20 protein-coding genes are annotated in these 16891 nt (G+C 43.1%); 15 read left to right on the forward strand and 5 right to left on the reverse strand.

The window, feature by feature from the left end; all coding sequences use genetic code 11:
* Window positions 1-38 precede the first annotated feature (38 nt).
* Complete coding sequence (locus ACTVAI_RS10960; protein ID WP_443486670.1) at window positions 39-584, reverse strand: flavodoxin domain-containing protein; 546 nt, start codon at window positions 582-584, stop codon at window positions 39-41.
* Between the two features lie 158 nt (window positions 585-742).
* Here ACTVAI_RS10960 and ACTVAI_RS10965 point away from each other — a divergent pair, with 158 nt between their 5' ends.
* Window positions 743-1714 (forward strand): alpha/beta hydrolase, encoded by a 972-nt coding sequence (locus ACTVAI_RS10965; protein ID WP_443486671.1) that lies wholly within the window; start codon window positions 743-745, stop codon window positions 1712-1714.
* A 164-nt stretch (window positions 1715-1878) separates the two neighbouring features.
* On the forward strand, window positions 1879-2550 hold the full coding sequence (locus tag ACTVAI_RS10970) for a YoaK family protein (protein ID WP_443486672.1): 672 nt from the start codon (window positions 1879-1881) through the stop codon (window positions 2548-2550).
* 26 nt (window positions 2551-2576) lie between these two features.
* Here the strand turns inward: ACTVAI_RS10970 and ndk are convergent, their stop codons facing one another.
* The gene (gene ndk / locus ACTVAI_RS10975) at window positions 2577-2981 is read right to left on the reverse strand and encodes a nucleoside-diphosphate kinase (RefSeq protein WP_443486673.1); all 405 of its coding nucleotides are present in this window, start codon (window positions 2979-2981) and stop codon (window positions 2577-2579) included.
* A gap of 71 nt (window positions 2982-3052) precedes the next feature.
* Window positions 3053-3634 carry a rhodanese-like domain-containing protein gene (locus ACTVAI_RS10980; RefSeq protein WP_443486674.1) on the reverse strand — a complete coding sequence of 194 codons (582 nt, stop codon included), beginning with the start codon at window positions 3632-3634 and terminating at the stop codon, window positions 3053-3055.
* Window positions 3635-3790: 156 nt separating this feature from the next.
* On the opposite strand from ACTVAI_RS10980, the gene pnuC reads away from it, so the two are divergent.
* From pnuC to ACTVAI_RS11010, 6 genes are all read left to right on the forward strand, one after another.
* A complete protein-coding gene (pnuC, locus tag ACTVAI_RS10985) occupies window positions 3791-4462 on the forward strand; it encodes a nicotinamide riboside transporter PnuC (protein WP_443486675.1) in 672 nt (223 codons plus the stop codon).
* 400 nt (window positions 4463-4862) lie between these two features.
* A complete protein-coding gene (locus ACTVAI_RS10990; protein WP_443486676.1) occupies window positions 4863-6020 on the forward strand; it encodes an ABC transporter substrate-binding protein in 1158 nt (385 codons plus the stop codon).
* Between the two features lie 115 nt (window positions 6021-6135).
* A complete protein-coding gene (locus tag ACTVAI_RS10995) occupies window positions 6136-7017 on the forward strand; it encodes a branched-chain amino acid ABC transporter permease (protein WP_443472664.1) in 882 nt (293 codons plus the stop codon).
* Window positions 7017-7979 (forward strand): branched-chain amino acid ABC transporter permease, encoded by a 963-nt coding sequence (locus ACTVAI_RS11000; RefSeq protein WP_443486677.1) that lies wholly within the window; start codon window positions 7017-7019, stop codon window positions 7977-7979. The genes ACTVAI_RS10995 and ACTVAI_RS11000 overlap by 1 nt, the downstream gene beginning before the upstream one ends.
* The gene (locus tag ACTVAI_RS11005; RefSeq protein ID WP_443486678.1) at window positions 7980-8744 is read left to right on the forward strand and encodes an ABC transporter ATP-binding protein; all 765 of its coding nucleotides are present in this window, start codon (window positions 7980-7982) and stop codon (window positions 8742-8744) included.
* The gene (locus ACTVAI_RS11010; RefSeq protein ID WP_443486679.1) at window positions 8744-9457 is read left to right on the forward strand and encodes an ABC transporter ATP-binding protein; all 714 of its coding nucleotides are present in this window, start codon (window positions 8744-8746) and stop codon (window positions 9455-9457) included. Before ACTVAI_RS11005 ends, ACTVAI_RS11010 begins: the two co-directional genes overlap by 1 nt.
* Before the next feature lie 259 nt (window positions 9458-9716).
* Here the strand turns inward: ACTVAI_RS11010 and ACTVAI_RS11015 are convergent, their stop codons facing one another.
* Entirely contained in the window at window positions 9717-10724 is a 1008-nt protein-coding gene (locus tag ACTVAI_RS11015; RefSeq protein WP_373821182.1) for a YeiH family protein, read from the reverse strand.
* Between the two features lie 126 nt (window positions 10725-10850).
* Here ACTVAI_RS11015 and ACTVAI_RS11020 point away from each other — a divergent pair, with 126 nt between their 5' ends.
* The 7 genes from ACTVAI_RS11020 (at window position 10851) to ACTVAI_RS11050 (ending at window position 16730) form a co-directional block, all read left to right on the forward strand.
* Window positions 10851-11747 (forward strand): LysR family transcriptional regulator, encoded by an 897-nt coding sequence (locus ACTVAI_RS11020; RefSeq protein ID WP_443486680.1) that lies wholly within the window; start codon window positions 10851-10853, stop codon window positions 11745-11747.
* A gap of 245 nt (window positions 11748-11992) precedes the next feature.
* The gene (yghU, locus tag ACTVAI_RS11025) at window positions 11993-12781 is read left to right on the forward strand and encodes a glutathione-dependent disulfide-bond oxidoreductase (RefSeq protein WP_443472658.1); all 789 of its coding nucleotides are present in this window, start codon (window positions 11993-11995) and stop codon (window positions 12779-12781) included.
* A 113-nt stretch (window positions 12782-12894) separates the two neighbouring features.
* Entirely contained in the window at window positions 12895-13434 is a 540-nt protein-coding gene (locus ACTVAI_RS11030) for a DUF3267 domain-containing protein (RefSeq protein ID WP_443472657.1), read from the forward strand.
* 130 nt (window positions 13435-13564) lie between these two features.
* A complete protein-coding gene (locus tag ACTVAI_RS11035) occupies window positions 13565-14491 on the forward strand; it encodes a 2-keto-3-deoxygluconate permease (RefSeq protein WP_443472656.1) in 927 nt (308 codons plus the stop codon).
* A gap of 126 nt (window positions 14492-14617) precedes the next feature.
* A complete protein-coding gene (locus ACTVAI_RS11040) occupies window positions 14618-15529 on the forward strand; it encodes an ABC transporter ATP-binding protein (protein ID WP_443472655.1) in 912 nt (303 codons plus the stop codon).
* Window positions 15529-16317: an ABC transporter permease subunit gene (locus tag ACTVAI_RS11045; protein WP_443472654.1), complete on the forward strand. Its 789-nt coding sequence runs from the start codon at window positions 15529-15531 to the stop codon at window positions 16315-16317. Before ACTVAI_RS11040 ends, ACTVAI_RS11045 begins: the two co-directional genes overlap by 1 nt.
* 83 nt (window positions 16318-16400) lie before the next feature.
* Window positions 16401-16730: a four-helix bundle copper-binding protein gene (locus tag ACTVAI_RS11050; RefSeq protein ID WP_443486681.1), complete on the forward strand. Its 330-nt coding sequence runs from the start codon at window positions 16401-16403 to the stop codon at window positions 16728-16730.
* A gap of 76 nt (window positions 16731-16806) precedes the next feature.
* Here the strand turns inward: ACTVAI_RS11050 and ACTVAI_RS11055 are convergent.
* On the reverse strand, window positions 16807-16891 hold an 85-nt coding region (locus ACTVAI_RS11055), incomplete at its 5' end, for an IS3 family transposase (protein WP_443486545.1).

A 16891-nucleotide genomic window follows, 5' to 3' on the forward strand; every position in this document is an offset into this window, starting at 1 on the left:
TTCGGTGAATTGAATAATTGAAAAAGACTCCTGAGAAATCATTCGTCCTCAGGAGTCTTGTCTTTTATAACAATTTGATCGAGCGTATTAAAATCGACAAAACTAACTTTTTTGTTATAGGTCGCTATCATTTCATTTGTTTCTTCATTATTTGATTCAGAGGCATGTTTTTTAGCTTTTTTATATGTCAGGTACATCATGAATCGATGGACCAAACTCAACTTTTTATAATCAATACCACCTCTAAGATGGTATATTTCCGTGTTATTGAGAATGTTTGTGGGGACTTGTTCTTTGATGGCTTGCTTTAAATAGTCTGTGTTTTGGGAGTTTTTGGGATCGGCTAAGCCGACTGTTACAATAACGAGATGTTGGGCGCCAGTTGCATCCAGTAATTTTAAGGTCTTTTTTAACCCATATACGCCGCCAGCGAGTAATGCACCAAAGTGAATGACAGTATCATAACAAGTGAGGTCTTCGAGCAGGCGAAATGGAATGGCTTTGATACCTTTTTGGCGAGCGTATTCTTCCGCATAGCTTTTCGTTGTGCCATACCGACTTCCATAAACCGCAATCATTGTCATGTTTACAGCCCCTTTTGATGAATAAAATATGGTCCTTGTTTCTCATATTATACCACTTTACTATCATGTAGTTTATAGGGGGATATAGCAATAAAGAGGGCTGGAAATTGATAAGAAAATTTAAGTCCATTAAAATGACTGTATCGGGGGTAATGATGATGAAAGTGACATACAGAATGATCGATAAGCAACTCAGGTTAAGGGGATACATGATTGATGCCGTTATGAGTAAATCAAGCGAAGAAAAGTTCATCAAGTTTATGCACACCGTAAAAAAACTCACCAAGGGATTGAAGGGAAAAAAAGCTGATGGGATGCAAACTTCCGAAGAATGGCTGACGCGGGAAGATGGGACGAAGTTGCGTATCTGTATTTATAAACCGCTCCATTTGAAAAAGGCTGTACCGGGAGTACTGTGGTTGCACGGTGGCGGATATGCACTGGGCGTACCGGAATTATATACCGCTCGTTACAGAAGTTTAATCGAAGCCAGGAATTGCGTGATTGTGGCACCGGACTATCGTTTATCCATTGATGCGCCTTATCCCGCCGCGTTGGACGATTCATATGCGGCCCTTTTGTGGATGAAAAAAAACGCAGAAAAAATCGGTATCAGGAGCGATCAATTGATGGTCGGCGGAGAAAGTGCCGGAGGAGGGCTGACGGCAGCACTGACTCTTTATGCGCGGGACAAAAACGAGGTTAACATTGCCTTTCAGATGCCGCTGTATCCCATGATGGACGATCGGTCGGAAACGGAATCGGCAAAAGAAAACAATGCCCCTATTTGGAACGCACGAACGAATCGTTGGGGTTGGAAATTATATCTTGGGGATTTGTATGGGGGGAATGTGCCACCCTATGCAGCGGCTGCGCGAGCGACGGATTATAGTAACTTGCCTCCTACCGTCACGTTTGTGGGTGATCTGGAACCATTCCGAGACGAGACCGTTCAGTACATCCAGAATTTGAAAGAAGCAGGAGTGCCGGTCGATTTCGAAATGTATAAAGGTTGTTACCACGGGTTTGATATTGCTAATCCCGCTGCCGATGTGAGCAAAAAGGCTATACCTTTTTTCATTCGCTCTTTTGAACATGCGGTAGATCATTATTTTGTAGAGCAAAAATAATAGTTGGATCAAAAAGCGGCATCACTTTATACGGACAGAGTTTGTATTATTTAAAAAATAGCACCGGGACTAATTCTTATTGTCGAATTGCGGATGAGGGTGTTACAATGTTCTATAAAAACCGTTATCTTCATTTTAAGCGAAGGGCGTAAGGAGAAAGTAAAGTGGAACAGAATGAAGAAAAACTATCGATTTCGATTTTCTGCTTGAGAGCTTTGGCCGGATATGTGAATGCTACTGCCATTCTTGAGTTGGGACGGGTTGTATCAGCGCATACTGGGAATTCCACCAAGTTTGCGCTTGCGTTGGTTGAAGGTGATATGCAAAACCTTCTTTCTATTATAATGGCAACAGCTTGTTTTCTGGTGGGTACGATTGTGAGTGGTTTTTTCTACCCCTCCAATGAATTGAAATCTCATCGAAACTATGGCAATGTCATTATGTTAATTGGTCTTGGATATCTTTTGTTCGGCTGGTTGGGCTCGGATACGCTTTACTTCCTTATGTATCTTTCCTTTGCCTTGGGGCTCCAGAATGGGATGCATGTGTATTACAAAGGCTTGATTGTCAGAACGACGATTTTATCTGGAACCATAACGGATATCGGAGTTGAAATGGGGAAAAAGTTGAGAGGTCTGCCGGTCGAAGAGTGGAAATTAAAGTTTTTTACCTGCAATTTTTTATTTTTCGTTATCGGGGCGATAATTGCTGCTTTCCTCGCTCGATACACAAATTTTAATTTGATGTTGGTGGCGGGACTACTGGCAGTTTGTATCGGTTCATATTTCACATACACACAAAAAGAAATAATGGAAACAGAAGAGGGACTCCTGTGAAGGAATCCCTCTTCTTATTGCTTGCTTCACCCGAAGAAGCGTTTGATTTCAATCGTTGCATTCTCTGCACTATCAGATCCATGAATGACATTTTCAGTCACGTTGGTGGCATAATCGCCACGAATTGTGCCCGGGCTTGCTTCAAAAACGTTTGTCGGACCCATCATTTGCCGCATGCCGGCAATGGCATTTTCACCTTCGACGACCATGCCAAATACTGGACCGGAAGTCATGAAGGCTTCGAGTTTAGGGTAAAATGGTTTGTCCACTAGGTGCGCATAATGTTCAACGATGACCGATTTATCCAATGTCATTAATTTTGCTTGCGTGATGTGATAGCCTTTTTTCTCGATGCGTGAGACAATTTCACCGATGAGGCGACGTTTTACGGCATCGGGTTTTAGCATGATATACGTTTTTTCGTGTGGCATAGTGAAACTCCTTTGTAATTTTCCCACTATCGTTTTCTGAATCGTTGAGAGAAAAAAAGGTAGGTAAATTCTTAAGGATTCATCGTTTCTTGGATGGCTTTCATGCCACCTTCTATGATGATGGGCTGGAAGCCTTTTGTTTCAAGATAGGAAGCGGCGGTGGTGCCACGGTTACCTGAACCACAGAGGGTATAGACATCTTTATTCTTGGCGAGGTCCTGGTAGTTCGCTGCTAAATCTTCAAGTGCGATGTTGACCAGGTTTTTTTCCGGAGCTGGGCGCGTAATTTCGTCCGGGTGGCGCACATCCAGCAAAATAAAATCACTCTCTTTTTTCAGGAAATCTGCGGCGGTGATGGTGTCGGAATGTTGGATAGCCTCTTTTGGAATCTCATCAATCACGAGAAAGCCAGCGATATGGGCATATCCCATTTCCCGGGCTATGGTTTCCAATTCCGCAATTTCGTCTGGTGCTTCTTCGCCAACCACAAAGGCAAGGGGTTGGTCTTGGGACAAAAAGGCTCCCGCATATTTTTTAAAGTTTTTGGCGGTAAGGTTAAGTGAACCTTTTGCATGGCCATTTTGGAACGCCAGTTGGGAACGGATGTCGATGATTTGTGCGTCCGCAATTTCAGGATAATTTAATTTCTTCATGTGTTTTTCCTCCTTATATTAAGCAGTTATTCTGTATAAGTTGATTATATAACATTTAACGGGTTCTTTAAAAGTAACTGGACGATGGCTTGGGGATAGTGATATATTAAGAAGCGGAAAATTTACCCACAATCAAACGATTAGGAGCAAAGTATCTTGGAACATATTTTAGTAAAGAAAAAAGAACAGATCAAATGGTTTAACATTGCGGTTACGGGCGCGATGATTTTACTGACTTTTAATGGCAGCATGAAAAATGGCTGGTTCACCTTGGCCAACATTGTTTCTTGGTTGGGCTTAGTGGGAACGATCGGGTTGGCACATGCCAAGACATGGAACTTCCCGTTCAACATGACCCAGAACTTGTTTGCGACAGGGCAAGCTTTTAAATCGGCTTTGTATGGCGACATGTTTATGTCAGCTTTTTACTTTTTGAGTAATCTGTTCATCGGTTTGCCGAGCTGGATTAAAAATAAAAGCGATGATGCCAGTGAAGGTGACATTAAGGTTGTTAAAACCACTGACTGGAAAACTATTACGTTGGCTGTGGTGGGTGGTGGTGTTATCCTAGGTATTATTTCCTATCTGATGGGTGGTCAGTATGTTATTTTGGATGCTTTAAATAATTCGACCGCAATCGTGGCGCAAGTGATGCAGATGCGTCGTAATCGTCATTCATGGTGGCTCTGGGGTGTCACAAACGTCATCGGAATCGTGATTTGGCTAGGCGTTGGTCAACCGCAGATGGCGATTATGTATTTGTGTTTTGCTTTAAACAGTGTGCGCGGCTGGGTCAACTGGGGACTGGGTCAATCAGACGCTGCTTAATTTATTCGTGTCATAAATAGTTACAGGGCAACAGGGCCGCCAGCATTTTTATGTGCTGCCGGCCCTGTTTCGTTCTATTAAAAACTACCGCATACGGTCGTTTAAAACCGTTAAATGAGAGTTTAGTATTTAAAATTAAATAATTGTTAGAATTGTTTGACAATTCTCTCATTATTTGTAAGAATAAGGAATAACATTTTTGAAAAAATAGTCTTATATTGATTGATGAGCCTGAAAAGTGTATGCCTGTTGGGTATTTACATAATTTTATCGCAATTTTTTGTTTTTTATAATGGCGTATAACCTCAAGCGAATGATTAGTTCAAAGACGACACTTTAGCATAGGTTGCTATGCGAGGGTGTATTTTTTTCGAATAAAGAAAAAAAGGGGGATATCAACATGAAGAGAAAATTCGTCAATCGTTTGGTTAAGTTCTCAGCTGCAACTTTTTCAATGCTGGCATTAGCAGGTTGCGCAACGAATGCAGAAGCGGGCAGCACGGCCGCAAAAGATAGTGAGGACGTGAAGTTTGGTTTAATCACCGCAACAACAGGGGGCGCAGCAGCGTATGGTATCTCTATTAAAGAGGGTGCCGAACTGGCTGTTGAAGAAATCAATGCCAAAGGTGGCGCGCAGATTGATTTGTTGATCGAAGATGAAAAGGGCGATAAAAACGAAGCAATCAACGCTATGAACAAATTGGTTCACAAAGACAATGTTCTGGCTGTTCAAGGTCCGATGCTTTCCGGAACGATGTTTGCAGCCGGTCCAATCGCGCAACAAGCGGGTATCGTGGCGCTGGGAACATCAACGACTGCTGATGGAATCACGGACATCGGGGACTATATTTTCCGTAATGCCGTACCTGAAGCTTTGGCCGTTACCGCAGCGGTAGAAAAATCGCATGAAGCACTTGGGTATAAAACGGTAGGAATCATGTATTCACAAAACAATGACCAAATGGTTTCGGTTTACAATACATTGGAGGCAGCCTTCAAAGAAGTAGGTGTTGAAGTAGTTGCCGTTGAGACATTCGCTGATGGGGACACTGATTTCTCAGCGCAATTGACGAAAATTAAAGAAATCAATCCAGATATGTTGGCAGTAGCGTCGCTTTATCAAGAAGGTGCCTTGATTATGAAAAAAGCACGTAGCATGGGAATTGAACAACCGGTTATCGGTTCGAACGGTTTCAACTCACCTGAATTGTTGAAACAAGCAGGCGAAGCGGCCGATGGAGCGATTGTCGGAACACCTTGGTTCCCAGGTAAAGATGCTGAAATCGTTAAAGACTTCCGTGAAGCATATGTAGCAAAATATGAGCGTGAACCCGATCAATTTGCAGCGCAAGCATATGATGGCATCAACTTGCTGTATACGGCCTTTGAAAATTCAGGCAGCGCAACAGACCGTGCGGCATTCCGTGATGCTTTGGCGGCTATCGAGGACTTCGAGGGCGTCACCGGCAAGTTTGAATTTGACGAAAATCGCGATCCAAAAATGGATATTCAGGTTTTACAAGTTAAAGATGGCGAATTTGTCGAATTGACTAAATAATTTTTCTGGAAATCGCTGGGGCGAGAAAACTGTCCCGGCGTTTCTTGCTTTAGCAGGCTATTAACGAGTGATTTTCAAAAGATATGATATTTGAAAGTAAGAAGGAGGAAAGCTTGTGTTTATTCAGCAATTGATCAACGGTTTGACGCTTGGTAGCGCCTATGCCGTTATAGCTATTGGTTACACCTTGATTCAAGGGGTACTCGGAATCGTAAATATGGCACATGGGTCCATGTTTATGGCCGGCGCTTATATTGGTTTGGTATTGGTAACGCAGTTTAATGCCAATATTTTTGTGGCAATGATTGGCGCGATGGTGGGTGGTGCCATCTTGGGCTTTTTGATGGAAATACTGGCGTTGCGTCCGTTGCGTCGAAACACTAAAAATGAATTGGCGCCACTGATCAGTACCATTGGTGTATCAATTTTCATGCAAAGTATCATTCTGTTGATTTTCGGACCGCAGACACGGTCATTCCCGAATAACTTTTCCGGAAAAATTATTCGTTTTCCATTTTTCGAAATTTCCTTGATTCAAATTATTAGTTTAGGGACGGCGGTCTTTTTGATGGTGGCATTGAACCTGTTGATTAACAAGACGAAAGTCGGCAAGGCGATTCGGGCCACTTCAGAAAACCCGGAAGCGGCGAGTATTCTTGGTATCGACACCAACCGCGTGATTGTTTACACTTTCATGTTGGCGACAAGCATGGGTGCGGCCGCAGGGGTTTTGATCGGTCTGACATACGATGCGATTGAACCAATGATGGGCGTTTCGATGGGCTTCAAAGGATTGGCAGTGCTGGTCTTGGGTGGTCTTGGCAATATCAAAGGTGCAATGGTCGGTGGCTTTTTATTGGGGGTTGCCGAAATTTTGACCGTGGCTTACGGTGCATCCGCCTACCGCGATGCAGTGGCTTTTGGAATGATTATCATTATTTTATTCTGGCGACCGCAGGGATTGTTCGGTAGCATCAAGCAAGGAGGACGTCCATAATGGAGCTATTTAACCCATATTATTTACAAATCGGGACTTTTATTTTAATCAATGCAATTTTGGGAATCAGCGTCTTCATCACTTTGGCAAGTGGCCAGTTTTCACTTGGGGCAGCCGGCTTCATGAGTGTTGGCGCCTATACTTCAGCACTGTTGACCATGCGTCTAGGTGTTCCAATGCCAATCGCTATTTTTGCTGGTGGCGTGGCGGCGGCCTTGGTTGGCGCTGTAATCGGATTGCCGACGACCCGTCTGAAAGGATTGTATCTGGCGATTGCGACACTTGGATTTGGTGAAGTGGTGCGGGTGGTTTTCTTGAATATGGAAATCACCAATGGCGCCCTGGGCTTGAACGGGATCCCGTCACTCAGCATCAGCCTGGCAAGTGTATTGAATAAGTTGGGGATCATTGACGCGTTGGGCCTTGATTTCCAGGTGGCAGGCCAAGTGGCATCCGTATTGGTGCTCCTTTTATTGGTGGTTTTAATTACTCATTTTTGGTTGAAGCTGGACAACTCCCGGGTCGGCCGCGCTTTTGCGGCAATCAAAGGGGATGAACATGCGGCGGAATTGACCGGTATCGATGTGGTCAAATATAAAATGGTAGCCTTTGTCTTCAGTTCCTTTTTAGCCGGTATCGGCGGGGCCCTTTATGCCCATGCGACCTTCTTCATAAATCCGGGTGATTTTGCCTACTCGCGCGTCATCGACATCCTCTTGTTCACGGTCTTTGGCGGGAGCAATGTCATTTGGGGACCGATTTTAGGCGCAACGGTATTAACATTGTTGCCGGAAATCCTGCGTTTTATGGCGGATTACCGCGATACGGTTTATGGTATCATGCTTGTTGTCTTGATGGCATTCAGGCCTGACGGAATCTTGACCACGGAACTCCTCCGTAAAATCAAAACAATTTTTAATAAAAAACCTGAAAAATTAGTAAAAGTGGCGGAGGTGGAGTAGATGTTGTTACAGTTGGAAAATGTCAGCAAAAATTTTGGCGGGGTTGCGGCTTCGCAGGACATTTCTTTTGCGGTCAATGAAGGCGAGATTTTGGGTATTATCGGACCAAACGGAGCCGGGAAAACGACTTTGTTCAACCTGATTACGGGGGTCTTTTCAGTCAGCGAAGGAAAAATCACCCTGGACGGGCAAGAATTGGCACTGCTGAAACCCCATCAAATTGCAAAGCTCGGTATATCCCGGACTTTCCAAAACATCCGCCTGTTCGGCCATATGACGGTTCTGGAAAACATTGTGATTGGCATGCACAGCAAACTAGAATCGGGCTTCTTCTCAAGCGTTTTTCATTCGAAGACTCAAAAAGAAGAAGAGGAAGCGGCCTTCGTGAAAGGGCGCGAATTGTTGGCGATGGTTAACTTACTGGATGATGCCGATAAGCCGGCCGACTCATTGCCATATGGGAAACAACGCCGTTTGGAAATTGCCCGTGCCTTGGCCTCAAAACCGAAATTGTTGCTGCTGGATGAGCCAGCCGCGGGGATGAATGACAGTGAGACGGAACGCCTGATGGATTTGATGCGTAAAATCAGTGCACTGGGTATTACCATCATCGTGATCGAACATGACATGAACTTGATGATGAATATTTGCGATCGCATGGTCGCAATCAATTTTGGCTCGAAAATCGCGGAAGGTCTACCTGGCGATATTCAAAAAAGCCCGCAAGTCATCGAAGCATATTTAGGCAAGGAGGATGACATGTAATGTTGCAATTGACAAATATTAAAGCCGGATATGGAAATATCCAGGCCTTGAAAGATATCTCCTTGAATGTACCGGAAGGCAAGATTGTGTCCTTGATCGGCGCGAATGGTGCCGGCAAGACCACGACGATGCGCTCTATCACAGGTACGTTAAAGGCGACATCTGGTGACATTCTTTTCGATGGCCAGTCAATTAAAGGATTGGCGCCTCACCAAATAGTTAAGCGCGGGATTTCTTTAGTACCGGAAGGCCGGCAAATCTTGCAGGGGATGACCGTTCTGGAAAACCTGGAGATGGGTGCCTATCAAAGAAGAGACGGCGAAGTGCAAGACGACCTGGAGAAAATATTCCAACAATTTCCGATTCTGAAAGAACGGATGAGTCAGTTGGGTGGAACCTTATCAGGTGGGCAGCAACAGATGCTGGCCATCGGTCGTGCTATCATGGCGCGCCCTAAACTCTTGCTGCTGGATGAACCATCCATGGGATTGGCACCGCTTGTTGTGCAAGAAATTTTCGAAGTTATCCAGAAAGTTGCCAAGACCGGTACGACCATCATGTTGGTGGAACAAAATGCCAAAAAGGCTCTCAGCATCGCCGACTACGCCTACGTGATGGAAACCGGACAAATTGTGCTGGAAGGTCCCGCCAATGAAGTGGCAAACGACCCGCGTGTCTTGGACGCTTATCTGGGCGGTTCAAAGAAAAAATAATAATGAGTTAAACCCAGAACAAGCTCCTGAGCGAGGGGTCTGTTCTGGGTTTTTGTGTGAGGGTGATTACTCAAACCGTAATTTTTGGTTGAGTAATCGTTTTTTTCGGAAAGTGATTACTCAGGGACAAATAAAGCTGTGAGTAATCGTTTTTTGGCCCAAAGTGATTACTCGTAAGCATTTTTCCTTTTGAATAATCACTCAAGGCAGTGTACAAAAAAACTGATTGTATCCTTTGGACGCAATCAGTTTTTATTGTCTAAATATATTTCATAATCAGTCCTTGCACAATCAACGCAACGATGACTACAGATACATCAATAACGACACCGGCAATCATTGGCTTGATACCGACTTCCGTGACTTCTTTGAAACTTGTTTTTAAGCCGATTGCGGCTAATGACATAGCTAAACAAAATTTCGAAAGCGCCGAAATCTGTCCAACCATCACGTCCGGAACAAGACCCGTACTTCTTACTGCGACGACAGCCAGAAAACCCAGGATGAACCATGGGAATATTTTTACAATATCAACCTTGACGGTACCTGTGGCCTGCGTTTCTTTTTTTGCATGAATCCACGAAAAAATGAGGACAATCGGCACAATAAACAAGGTACGGGTGAGTTTCACGATAGTTGCTAACACTCCGGCTACATCTGAAAAGGCGTATCCCGCCGCCACAACGGAGGACGTATCATTCACGGCTGTCCCAACCCATAGGCCATAGCCCGTGTCACTGAGCCCTAACATCTGGCCAATCCAGGGGAACGCAATGACAGTGATAATATCAAAGATGAAAGTAGCGGATATGGCATAGGCGATATCCCGATTTTTTGCGTTAATGGTGGGTCCAACTGTCGCAACGGCCGTTCCACCGCAGATGGCCGTACTAACCGAAAGGAGGCCCGCGAGCTTCCAATTGATCTTGAATACTTTATGACATAAATAGCCGACACCAAATGCGGTCACAAGTGTGAAAGCGAGCAGGACGAGAGCATATTTACCTGCCTGGAGAACTTGCGAGAAACTTAGCGTGATTCCGGCAAGGATAATCCCCACGCGCAAGATTTTCTTGGAAGTCCAGTTCATCCCAGGATCAAGGACTTCATAGTTCGCAACCAGGGGATTCAGCGCCATTCCCAACAGCAACGCAATGAGGGTCGCTCCTAGTAAATCAATCGGTAGCAGGCCATTAATGATATAAGCGATAGCTGCGATAAGGGCGGATAAGATAATTCCGGATGAATAAGATAGTTTTTGACTCATTTGATAACTCATTCCTTTCTTTGGACAAAAGATAATATGAAATGAGTCTATCATGGCAGGTGGATAAAAAATAATTATGTTTTATAATGATATCATTAGTTCATCTTATGGATAGGAGTTGTTCTCTTGCTAGACTTTAGACATGAAACCTTTCTTGCACTTTGTTCACATGGAAGCTTCACCAAAGCCGCCGAGCACTTGCATATTACCCAACCGGCAGTATCCCAACACATCAAATTTCTGGAGGAATATTATGACTGTAAATTGTTTGATACCTCTAACAGAAAGATACAATTGACCCAACAAGGAAAGCTTTTAAAAGAATTTGCGATTACTGTTTTTTCCGACTCTCAGCACCTCAAGGAAAATATCCAGACCATTAAGGCGGAGTCGCTCCATTTTTCTTTCGGGGCGACATTGTCGATTGGGGAATATGTGATGCCACCTATTCTTTCCGATTTGCTGACACGGCATCCCGAAATGACCTTCCACATGACGGTTGCCAACACTAAATCCCTGCTGGAACAATTGAATAAGGGAGAACTGGATTTCATCCTCGTAGAAGGCTTGTTTGATAAATCTCACTATGACACAACGCTTTTCAGCCGCGAAAACTTCGTGCCCGTTTGTTCCCCGCAAGCGACATTTGCTAAGCAAGAAATCCCGTTTGAAGGATTGAAGAATAGCCGCTTGATTTTGCGGGAACATGGTTCAGGAACGCGGGAAATATTCGAGCATATCCTGGAGGACCGCAATTATTCACTGGATACGTTCGATAAAATCATCGAAATCGGTAACATGGCAGCCATCAAGCATATGGTTACCAAGGGATTGGGAATTACGTTCTTGTTTGAGGTTGCCGCCAAGCAGGAAATAGAATCCGGGGAGCTTTCGCTGATCAACATTGTCGATTATGCCGAACAACGCGAATTCAACTTTGTGACGTTGAAAAACAGTTTTTTCCGCGAACAATACCAGCAAATTTACCACCTGTTGCGGCAGGCTTTCAGATTAGAGTGTTAATCTAAAAGCCCTGAAATACAATACTCGGCAGTATATCATCGGCAAAACAATTCTCCTTCCGACTTTTTTTAAAACTCGGAAGGAGAATTTTCAAATCGTTGTTATTCTTCCGAGAAAACCCAAAAGTCGGAATTATCTAAAGAACAGCTTCCGATTTTTGATTTATCAAAGCTAAAACTTAGCCTCTCTGTCGTAAGAATAGTATGATGAAGATACGTAATAATTTTAATGAGGAGTGGTATGAGATGACTTACGAATTACCGAAAGTATGGCAATGGGAAGATGAAAATACCAACAGAACGGGGAATAATCCCACAGCGGGCAGTCGTTTCGAACAAACATTACCAGTAGGAGAAGCTCCGTTTCAACTTTATTCATTAGGGACTCCGAACGGCGTAAAGGTTACGATTATGTTGGAAGAACTAAAAGAGCTCGGTGTTACTGGAGCAGAATACGATCTCTATAAAATTAATATCGGAGAAGGCGATCAGTTCGGTTCGGACTTTGTGGGCATTAATCCCAACTCCAAGATTCCAGCGCTCGTTGACCGAAGTCAAAATCCGCGGGTGGAAGTTTTTGAATCGGGTTCTATTCTTCTCTATTTAGCGGAGAAATTCCAGCAACTGATTCCAACCGATATTCACGGTCGTACCGAAACACTGAATTGGCTATTCTGGCAAATTGGGTCCGGCCCCTATGTGGGTGGCGGATTTGGGCATTTCTTTGCTTATGCGCCAGAAAAAATGAAATACCCAATCGATCGCTTTACCATGGAAACCAAACGCCAATTGGATTTATTGGATAAAACGTTGGCACAGCGCCCGTATGTGGCCGGCGATAGTTATACGATTGCGGATATCGCCATTTGGTCCTGGTACGGACAATTAGTACTAGGAAACCTCTATGAAGGATCTGACGAATTCTTGAATGTCCTGGAATATACCCACCTTGTTGAATGGGCAAACCGCATTGCCGAAAGACCGGGTGTACAAAAAGGTCTGGATGTAACTTATCAACCAATTAACGAGCAATAACAGCTAAAAAAGTGCCCAATACTTGGACAGACAGTGTTCGAGTATTGGGTGCTTTTTGTTGGGTTTGTACTGGTATAATAACTATACAAAAGCGGAGAAGGGATTGGTTATCAATGAAGAAAATTAAAGAATTAAATTTACTGGATAACAAGAAACTTGCGTTGAAACTCAATATTTGGGCAATCATTTTAATGTTTTTCTTTTATGTTGTTTTTTTTGTTATTGCTTCTACTATTCGTCCACCACTTGATTCAAACTCATCGGGACTGATGCATTTATTCACAAATTTAGCGATTTACTTTGCTCTCATCGTTATCCATGAATTGATTCATGGCATCTTTTTCAAATTATTCCAGCCTAAACAAAAGGTGCTATTCGGATTTAAAAATTTTATGGCTTATGCCTCTAGCCCTGGGTCGAAATACTCTGCCCGGGAATACAGCATTATCTGCTTGGCTCCCTTTATATTGATTACGATTGGTTTAACGTTATTCTATGCTCTTTCGAGTATGGCGAATTTCGATTATGTCCTTTTAGTTTCGTTGCATGCAGGCTCTTGTATCGGGGATTTCTATTTTTTCAAACTCATACTCCAATCACCAAAAGGAGCAAAATTCGAAGATACTGCAACGGGATTTAATGTCTATCAATAAGCTGTAAAAAATTCCTGTTCTCATAAGAATATAAAAATCAATTTGACACAAGCGTTTTCAATATGCCATGATAGGAAAGAAGTTTTTTAGGGAATACGGTCAAAATATATTAATCAAAAGGAGATAATAAATGTTAAATGCAATAAAAAAAGTTCCAGCAGGGACATTCTTGGTTCCGATGCTGACCAGTGCCTTCATTTACACGTTCTGGCCAAATCTGTTTCAAGTGGGTGGCTTAACGGAGCATATATTCGGTGGGGCAGGGACGAACGGCATCATTGGTGCCATCTGTTTTGCTTCCGGAACGGGTATTGATCTCAAGAAAATCGGTTACGCGCTAAAACGCCAAGGGGTTTTGCTTTTGGCAAAATTCGTTATCGCTGGCGGAATTAGCCTATTATACATTTCCTTATTTGGTCAAAGTGGCGTGATGGGAATTAGTGCCTTGGCCTTTACCATTACCATTTGTTCGATTAACCCAGCCGTTTACTTATCTTTGATGCAACAATATGGCAATGAACAGGATACGGCAGTTTATGGTATTACCGGTTTATTCAGTATTGCAGCTGTTCCGATGATTATCTATGGCATTGCCAGCGGTGGTGGGATGGACTGGACACCGGTTATCAGTACGTTGATTCCAATGGCTGCCGGCGTTGTTTTTGGAAATCTTGATCCTAACTTTAGAGCGTTCTTTATGCCGGCTCTACCAGGACTGACGTTCCTGATGGGCTGGAACTTGGGTTACGGATTGAACTTGATTGATGCACTACAAGCCGGTGGTGGCGGCCTTATCTTGGCGGTATTATTCTATATCATCAATTTCTCCATGCTTCTTATCGACCGCTTTGTATTGAAAAATGATGGAACAGTTGGGGCAACCTTTATGACAGTAGCGGGTCTTTCCGTTTCCACTGCTGGATTGGTTGGTGCCATCTATCCGGAACTGTTAGGGGACTATGTTGGTGCAGCCGCATCACAAGTATTATTAGTCGTGGTAGTGACTAGCGTCATTACGCCATTCATTGTTGCCAAACTGGCAAATCAAAAGAACTAAATAAAAGAGCCATGATTTAACCTAAACAGGAAAAATCATGGCTCTTTTTTATGGGCATTTTAAGTCACGTTGCATGTGATGGTATAATGAATATATACTCAAGAGCGTGAAAAGGAGGTTTTTATGATGGAGCAACCGATTATTGCTATACGAAATCTATCTAAAAAGTATAAAAAATCATTTGCAATAGAAGACATTAACCTTGCTATTCAAAAAGGCGATTTTTATGGTTTTGTGGGTCCGAACGGGGCAGGTAAAAGCACAACCATGCGCATCCTGTTGGGATTGATACAGGCTACTGCTGGTGAGGCGGAAATTTTCAACGAGACAGTCTCGACCCAGAACCAAGCGATACTATCGCGTATAGGCTATATCCCATCTGAGGTATTCTTTTATGAATATTTAACAGTACAAAAAATGATCGATTTTTCAGCCCGATTACGTGGAAACGGATCTGACATTAAGGCTGAAAGTCAACGCCTCATGCAAAAATTCAATGTGGATCCCCATAAAAAAATCAAAGAGCTTTCTTTCGGAAACCGTAGAAAGGTAAGTATTATTTGTGCCTTGCACCACAGACCTGAGCTATACATGTTTGATGAACCGACAAGTGGCCTGGACCCTCTGATGCAATCCCTTTTCTGGGAAGAAATGCAGGAACGCCACAATAACGGAGCAACGATTTTCGTATCATCCCATAACCTGACTGAAGTACAAAGATACTGTACGAAAGCAGCTATCATCAAAGATGGGCATATTATTACCTCAGGGCCCATGGATGAACTGCGGAAAACAGCGGTGAAACGTGTGGTGGTGCAAGGCTTGACCGCTATTCCTGAACTGGAAAATTATATGAAAGATGTCATTCGAACGAAAGATAGCATTAGTTTCTTATATCAAGATACCTTGGGAAATTTATTAACTGCTCTTCATCAATACAAAGACACTATGACCGACCTTTCCATTATTGAGCCGGATTTAGACGAAGTTTTCCGCCATTTTTATCTTGGCACTACTATGAGTGGGAGGGATGAATAATGTATATTTTTAAGAATGAACTCAAACGCAATCTCCCGACCGCATTCATTACCGGCACGATTCTGGGCTTGTTTATGCTAATGGTCATTTCCTTGTATCCTGTGTTTTCGGAAGATGCTCAAAATATGGCTACGATGTTTGGTGACTTAAGCGCATTTACGGATATCGTGAATATTGATTTAGCAAACATGTCCACCTTGGAGGGCTTTTATGGCATGGAACATGATGTCTTGGTCAATTTAAGTTTGAGTGTTTTCGCGGCCATGATAGGGGGTAATATGCTCTCTAAAGAAGAAAAAGAGCATACAAGTGAATTCTTGTTGACACATCCGATCAGCCGGACGCGCGTGATTATCGAGAAAGTTTTGGCGACTGCCGTGATAATATTTACCGCTGTTGCCAGTATTTATATCATCGGATATATCGGGATTTATATTACGGGGCAGGAAGTGAACCATGCTTTATTTTTTAATATTCATCTAGTCAGCTTTTTTCTGTATTTGAATATTGGCTTGTTAGCACTTGGGATTATCGAGCTTCTGCCTTTTAAATCTTCATTTATCGGTACTTTCGTCGTGGTGATTCTCTATGCATTGCTTGTTGTTTCAAATCTATCTGAAAATTGGGAAATATTAAGGTGGTTTACACCTTTCCATTATAGTAGCACGGCATTACTTATCGAGAATGATGCTCTATCGTGGAAGTATATCACCGTTAACTATGGCTATACAATTGTTATTCTATTTTTGGGGCTATTCAGATATACAAAGCGGGATATAAATTATTAAAAATGATTTAGGATATCATTTGCCATCCATTTTGTTGAAGAGTAAGATAAAAGGAGAGACAAACGATAAAGGAGCGAATGATAATGAATGAAACATTGGATACGTTAGTGGACAAAGTTGTCGCATGTCAAAAAGCTTGTAATAATTGTTTCGATGCCTGTTTGAGAGAAGAACATGTTGCGATGATGGCGGACTGCATCCGAACCGACCGTGAATGCGCGGATATGTGTGGGATGGTCGTAGCTTTTTCCAGCCGTGAAAGTAAATTATTCCCAGAACTCGTAGCTCTATGCGCCAAAGCGTGCGATGAATGTGCAACTGAATGTGAGAAACACGACCATGATCATTGCCAAGAATGTGCTAAAGCTTGTCGGGAATGTGAAGCGGCATGTAAAGCGTATGTAAATGCTTAGAAGTGAATAAATCAAATAAACCCGCTCTCATTCCTGTAATCTGGACCCCGTTTCAAGGACAATTTAAAAAAGAGGTTTAAGCAACCTTCAGAAGAAGTTGATTTCGGTATTGTACCGGGGTCAACTTTTTTAAGTGCCATTGGGCACGTTCGCAGTTGTAA

It is taken from the genome of Jeotgalibaca sp. A127 (assembly GCF_052266745.1).
Taxonomy (GTDB): domain Bacteria; phylum Bacillota; class Bacilli; order Lactobacillales; family Aerococcaceae; genus Jeotgalibaca.

Bases quoted from the DNA above. Each gene is read 5' to 3' on its own strand.
- ACTVAI_RS11015 (WP_373821182.1), bottom strand. From the start codon at position 10,724: ATGAGTCAAAAACTATCTTATTCATCCGGAATTATCTTATCCGCCCTT.
- ACTVAI_RS10960 (WP_443486670.1), bottom strand. From the start codon at position 584: ATGACAATGATTGCGGTTTATGGAAGTCGGTATGGCACAACGAAAAGC.
- ACTVAI_RS10990 (WP_443486676.1), top strand. From the start codon at position 4,863: ATGAAGAGAAAATTCGTCAATCGTTTGGTTAAGTTCTCAGCTGCAACT.
- ACTVAI_RS11035 (WP_443472656.1), top strand. From the start codon at position 13,565: ATGTTAAATGCAATAAAAAAAGTTCCAGCAGGGACATTCTTGGTTCCG.
- ACTVAI_RS11050 (WP_443486681.1), top strand. From the start codon at position 16,401: ATGAATGAAACATTGGATACGTTAGTGGACAAAGTTGTCGCATGTCAA.
- ACTVAI_RS11000 (WP_443486677.1), top strand. From the start codon at position 7,017: ATGGAGCTATTTAACCCATATTATTTACAAATCGGGACTTTTATTTTA.
- ACTVAI_RS11045 (WP_443472654.1), top strand. From the start codon at position 15,529: ATGTATATTTTTAAGAATGAACTCAAACGCAATCTCCCGACCGCATTC.
- ACTVAI_RS10965 (WP_443486671.1), top strand. From the start codon at position 743: ATGAAAGTGACATACAGAATGATCGATAAGCAACTCAGGTTAAGGGGA.
- ndk (WP_443486673.1), bottom strand. From the start codon at position 2,981: ATGCCACACGAAAAAACGTATATCATGCTAAAACCCGATGCCGTAAAA.
- ACTVAI_RS11010 (WP_443486679.1), top strand. From the start codon at position 8,744: ATGTTGCAATTGACAAATATTAAAGCCGGATATGGAAATATCCAGGCC.
- ACTVAI_RS11030 (WP_443472657.1), top strand. From the start codon at position 12,895: ATGAAGAAAATTAAAGAATTAAATTTACTGGATAACAAGAAACTTGCG.
- yghU (WP_443472658.1), top strand. From the start codon at position 11,993: ATGACTTACGAATTACCGAAAGTATGGCAATGGGAAGATGAAAATACC.
- ACTVAI_RS11005 (WP_443486678.1), top strand. From the start codon at position 7,980: ATGTTGTTACAGTTGGAAAATGTCAGCAAAAATTTTGGCGGGGTTGCG.
- ACTVAI_RS10980 (WP_443486674.1), bottom strand. From the start codon at position 3,634: ATGAAGAAATTAAATTATCCTGAAATTGCGGACGCACAAATCATCGAC.
- ACTVAI_RS11040 (WP_443472655.1), top strand. From the start codon at position 14,618: ATGGAGCAACCGATTATTGCTATACGAAATCTATCTAAAAAGTATAAA.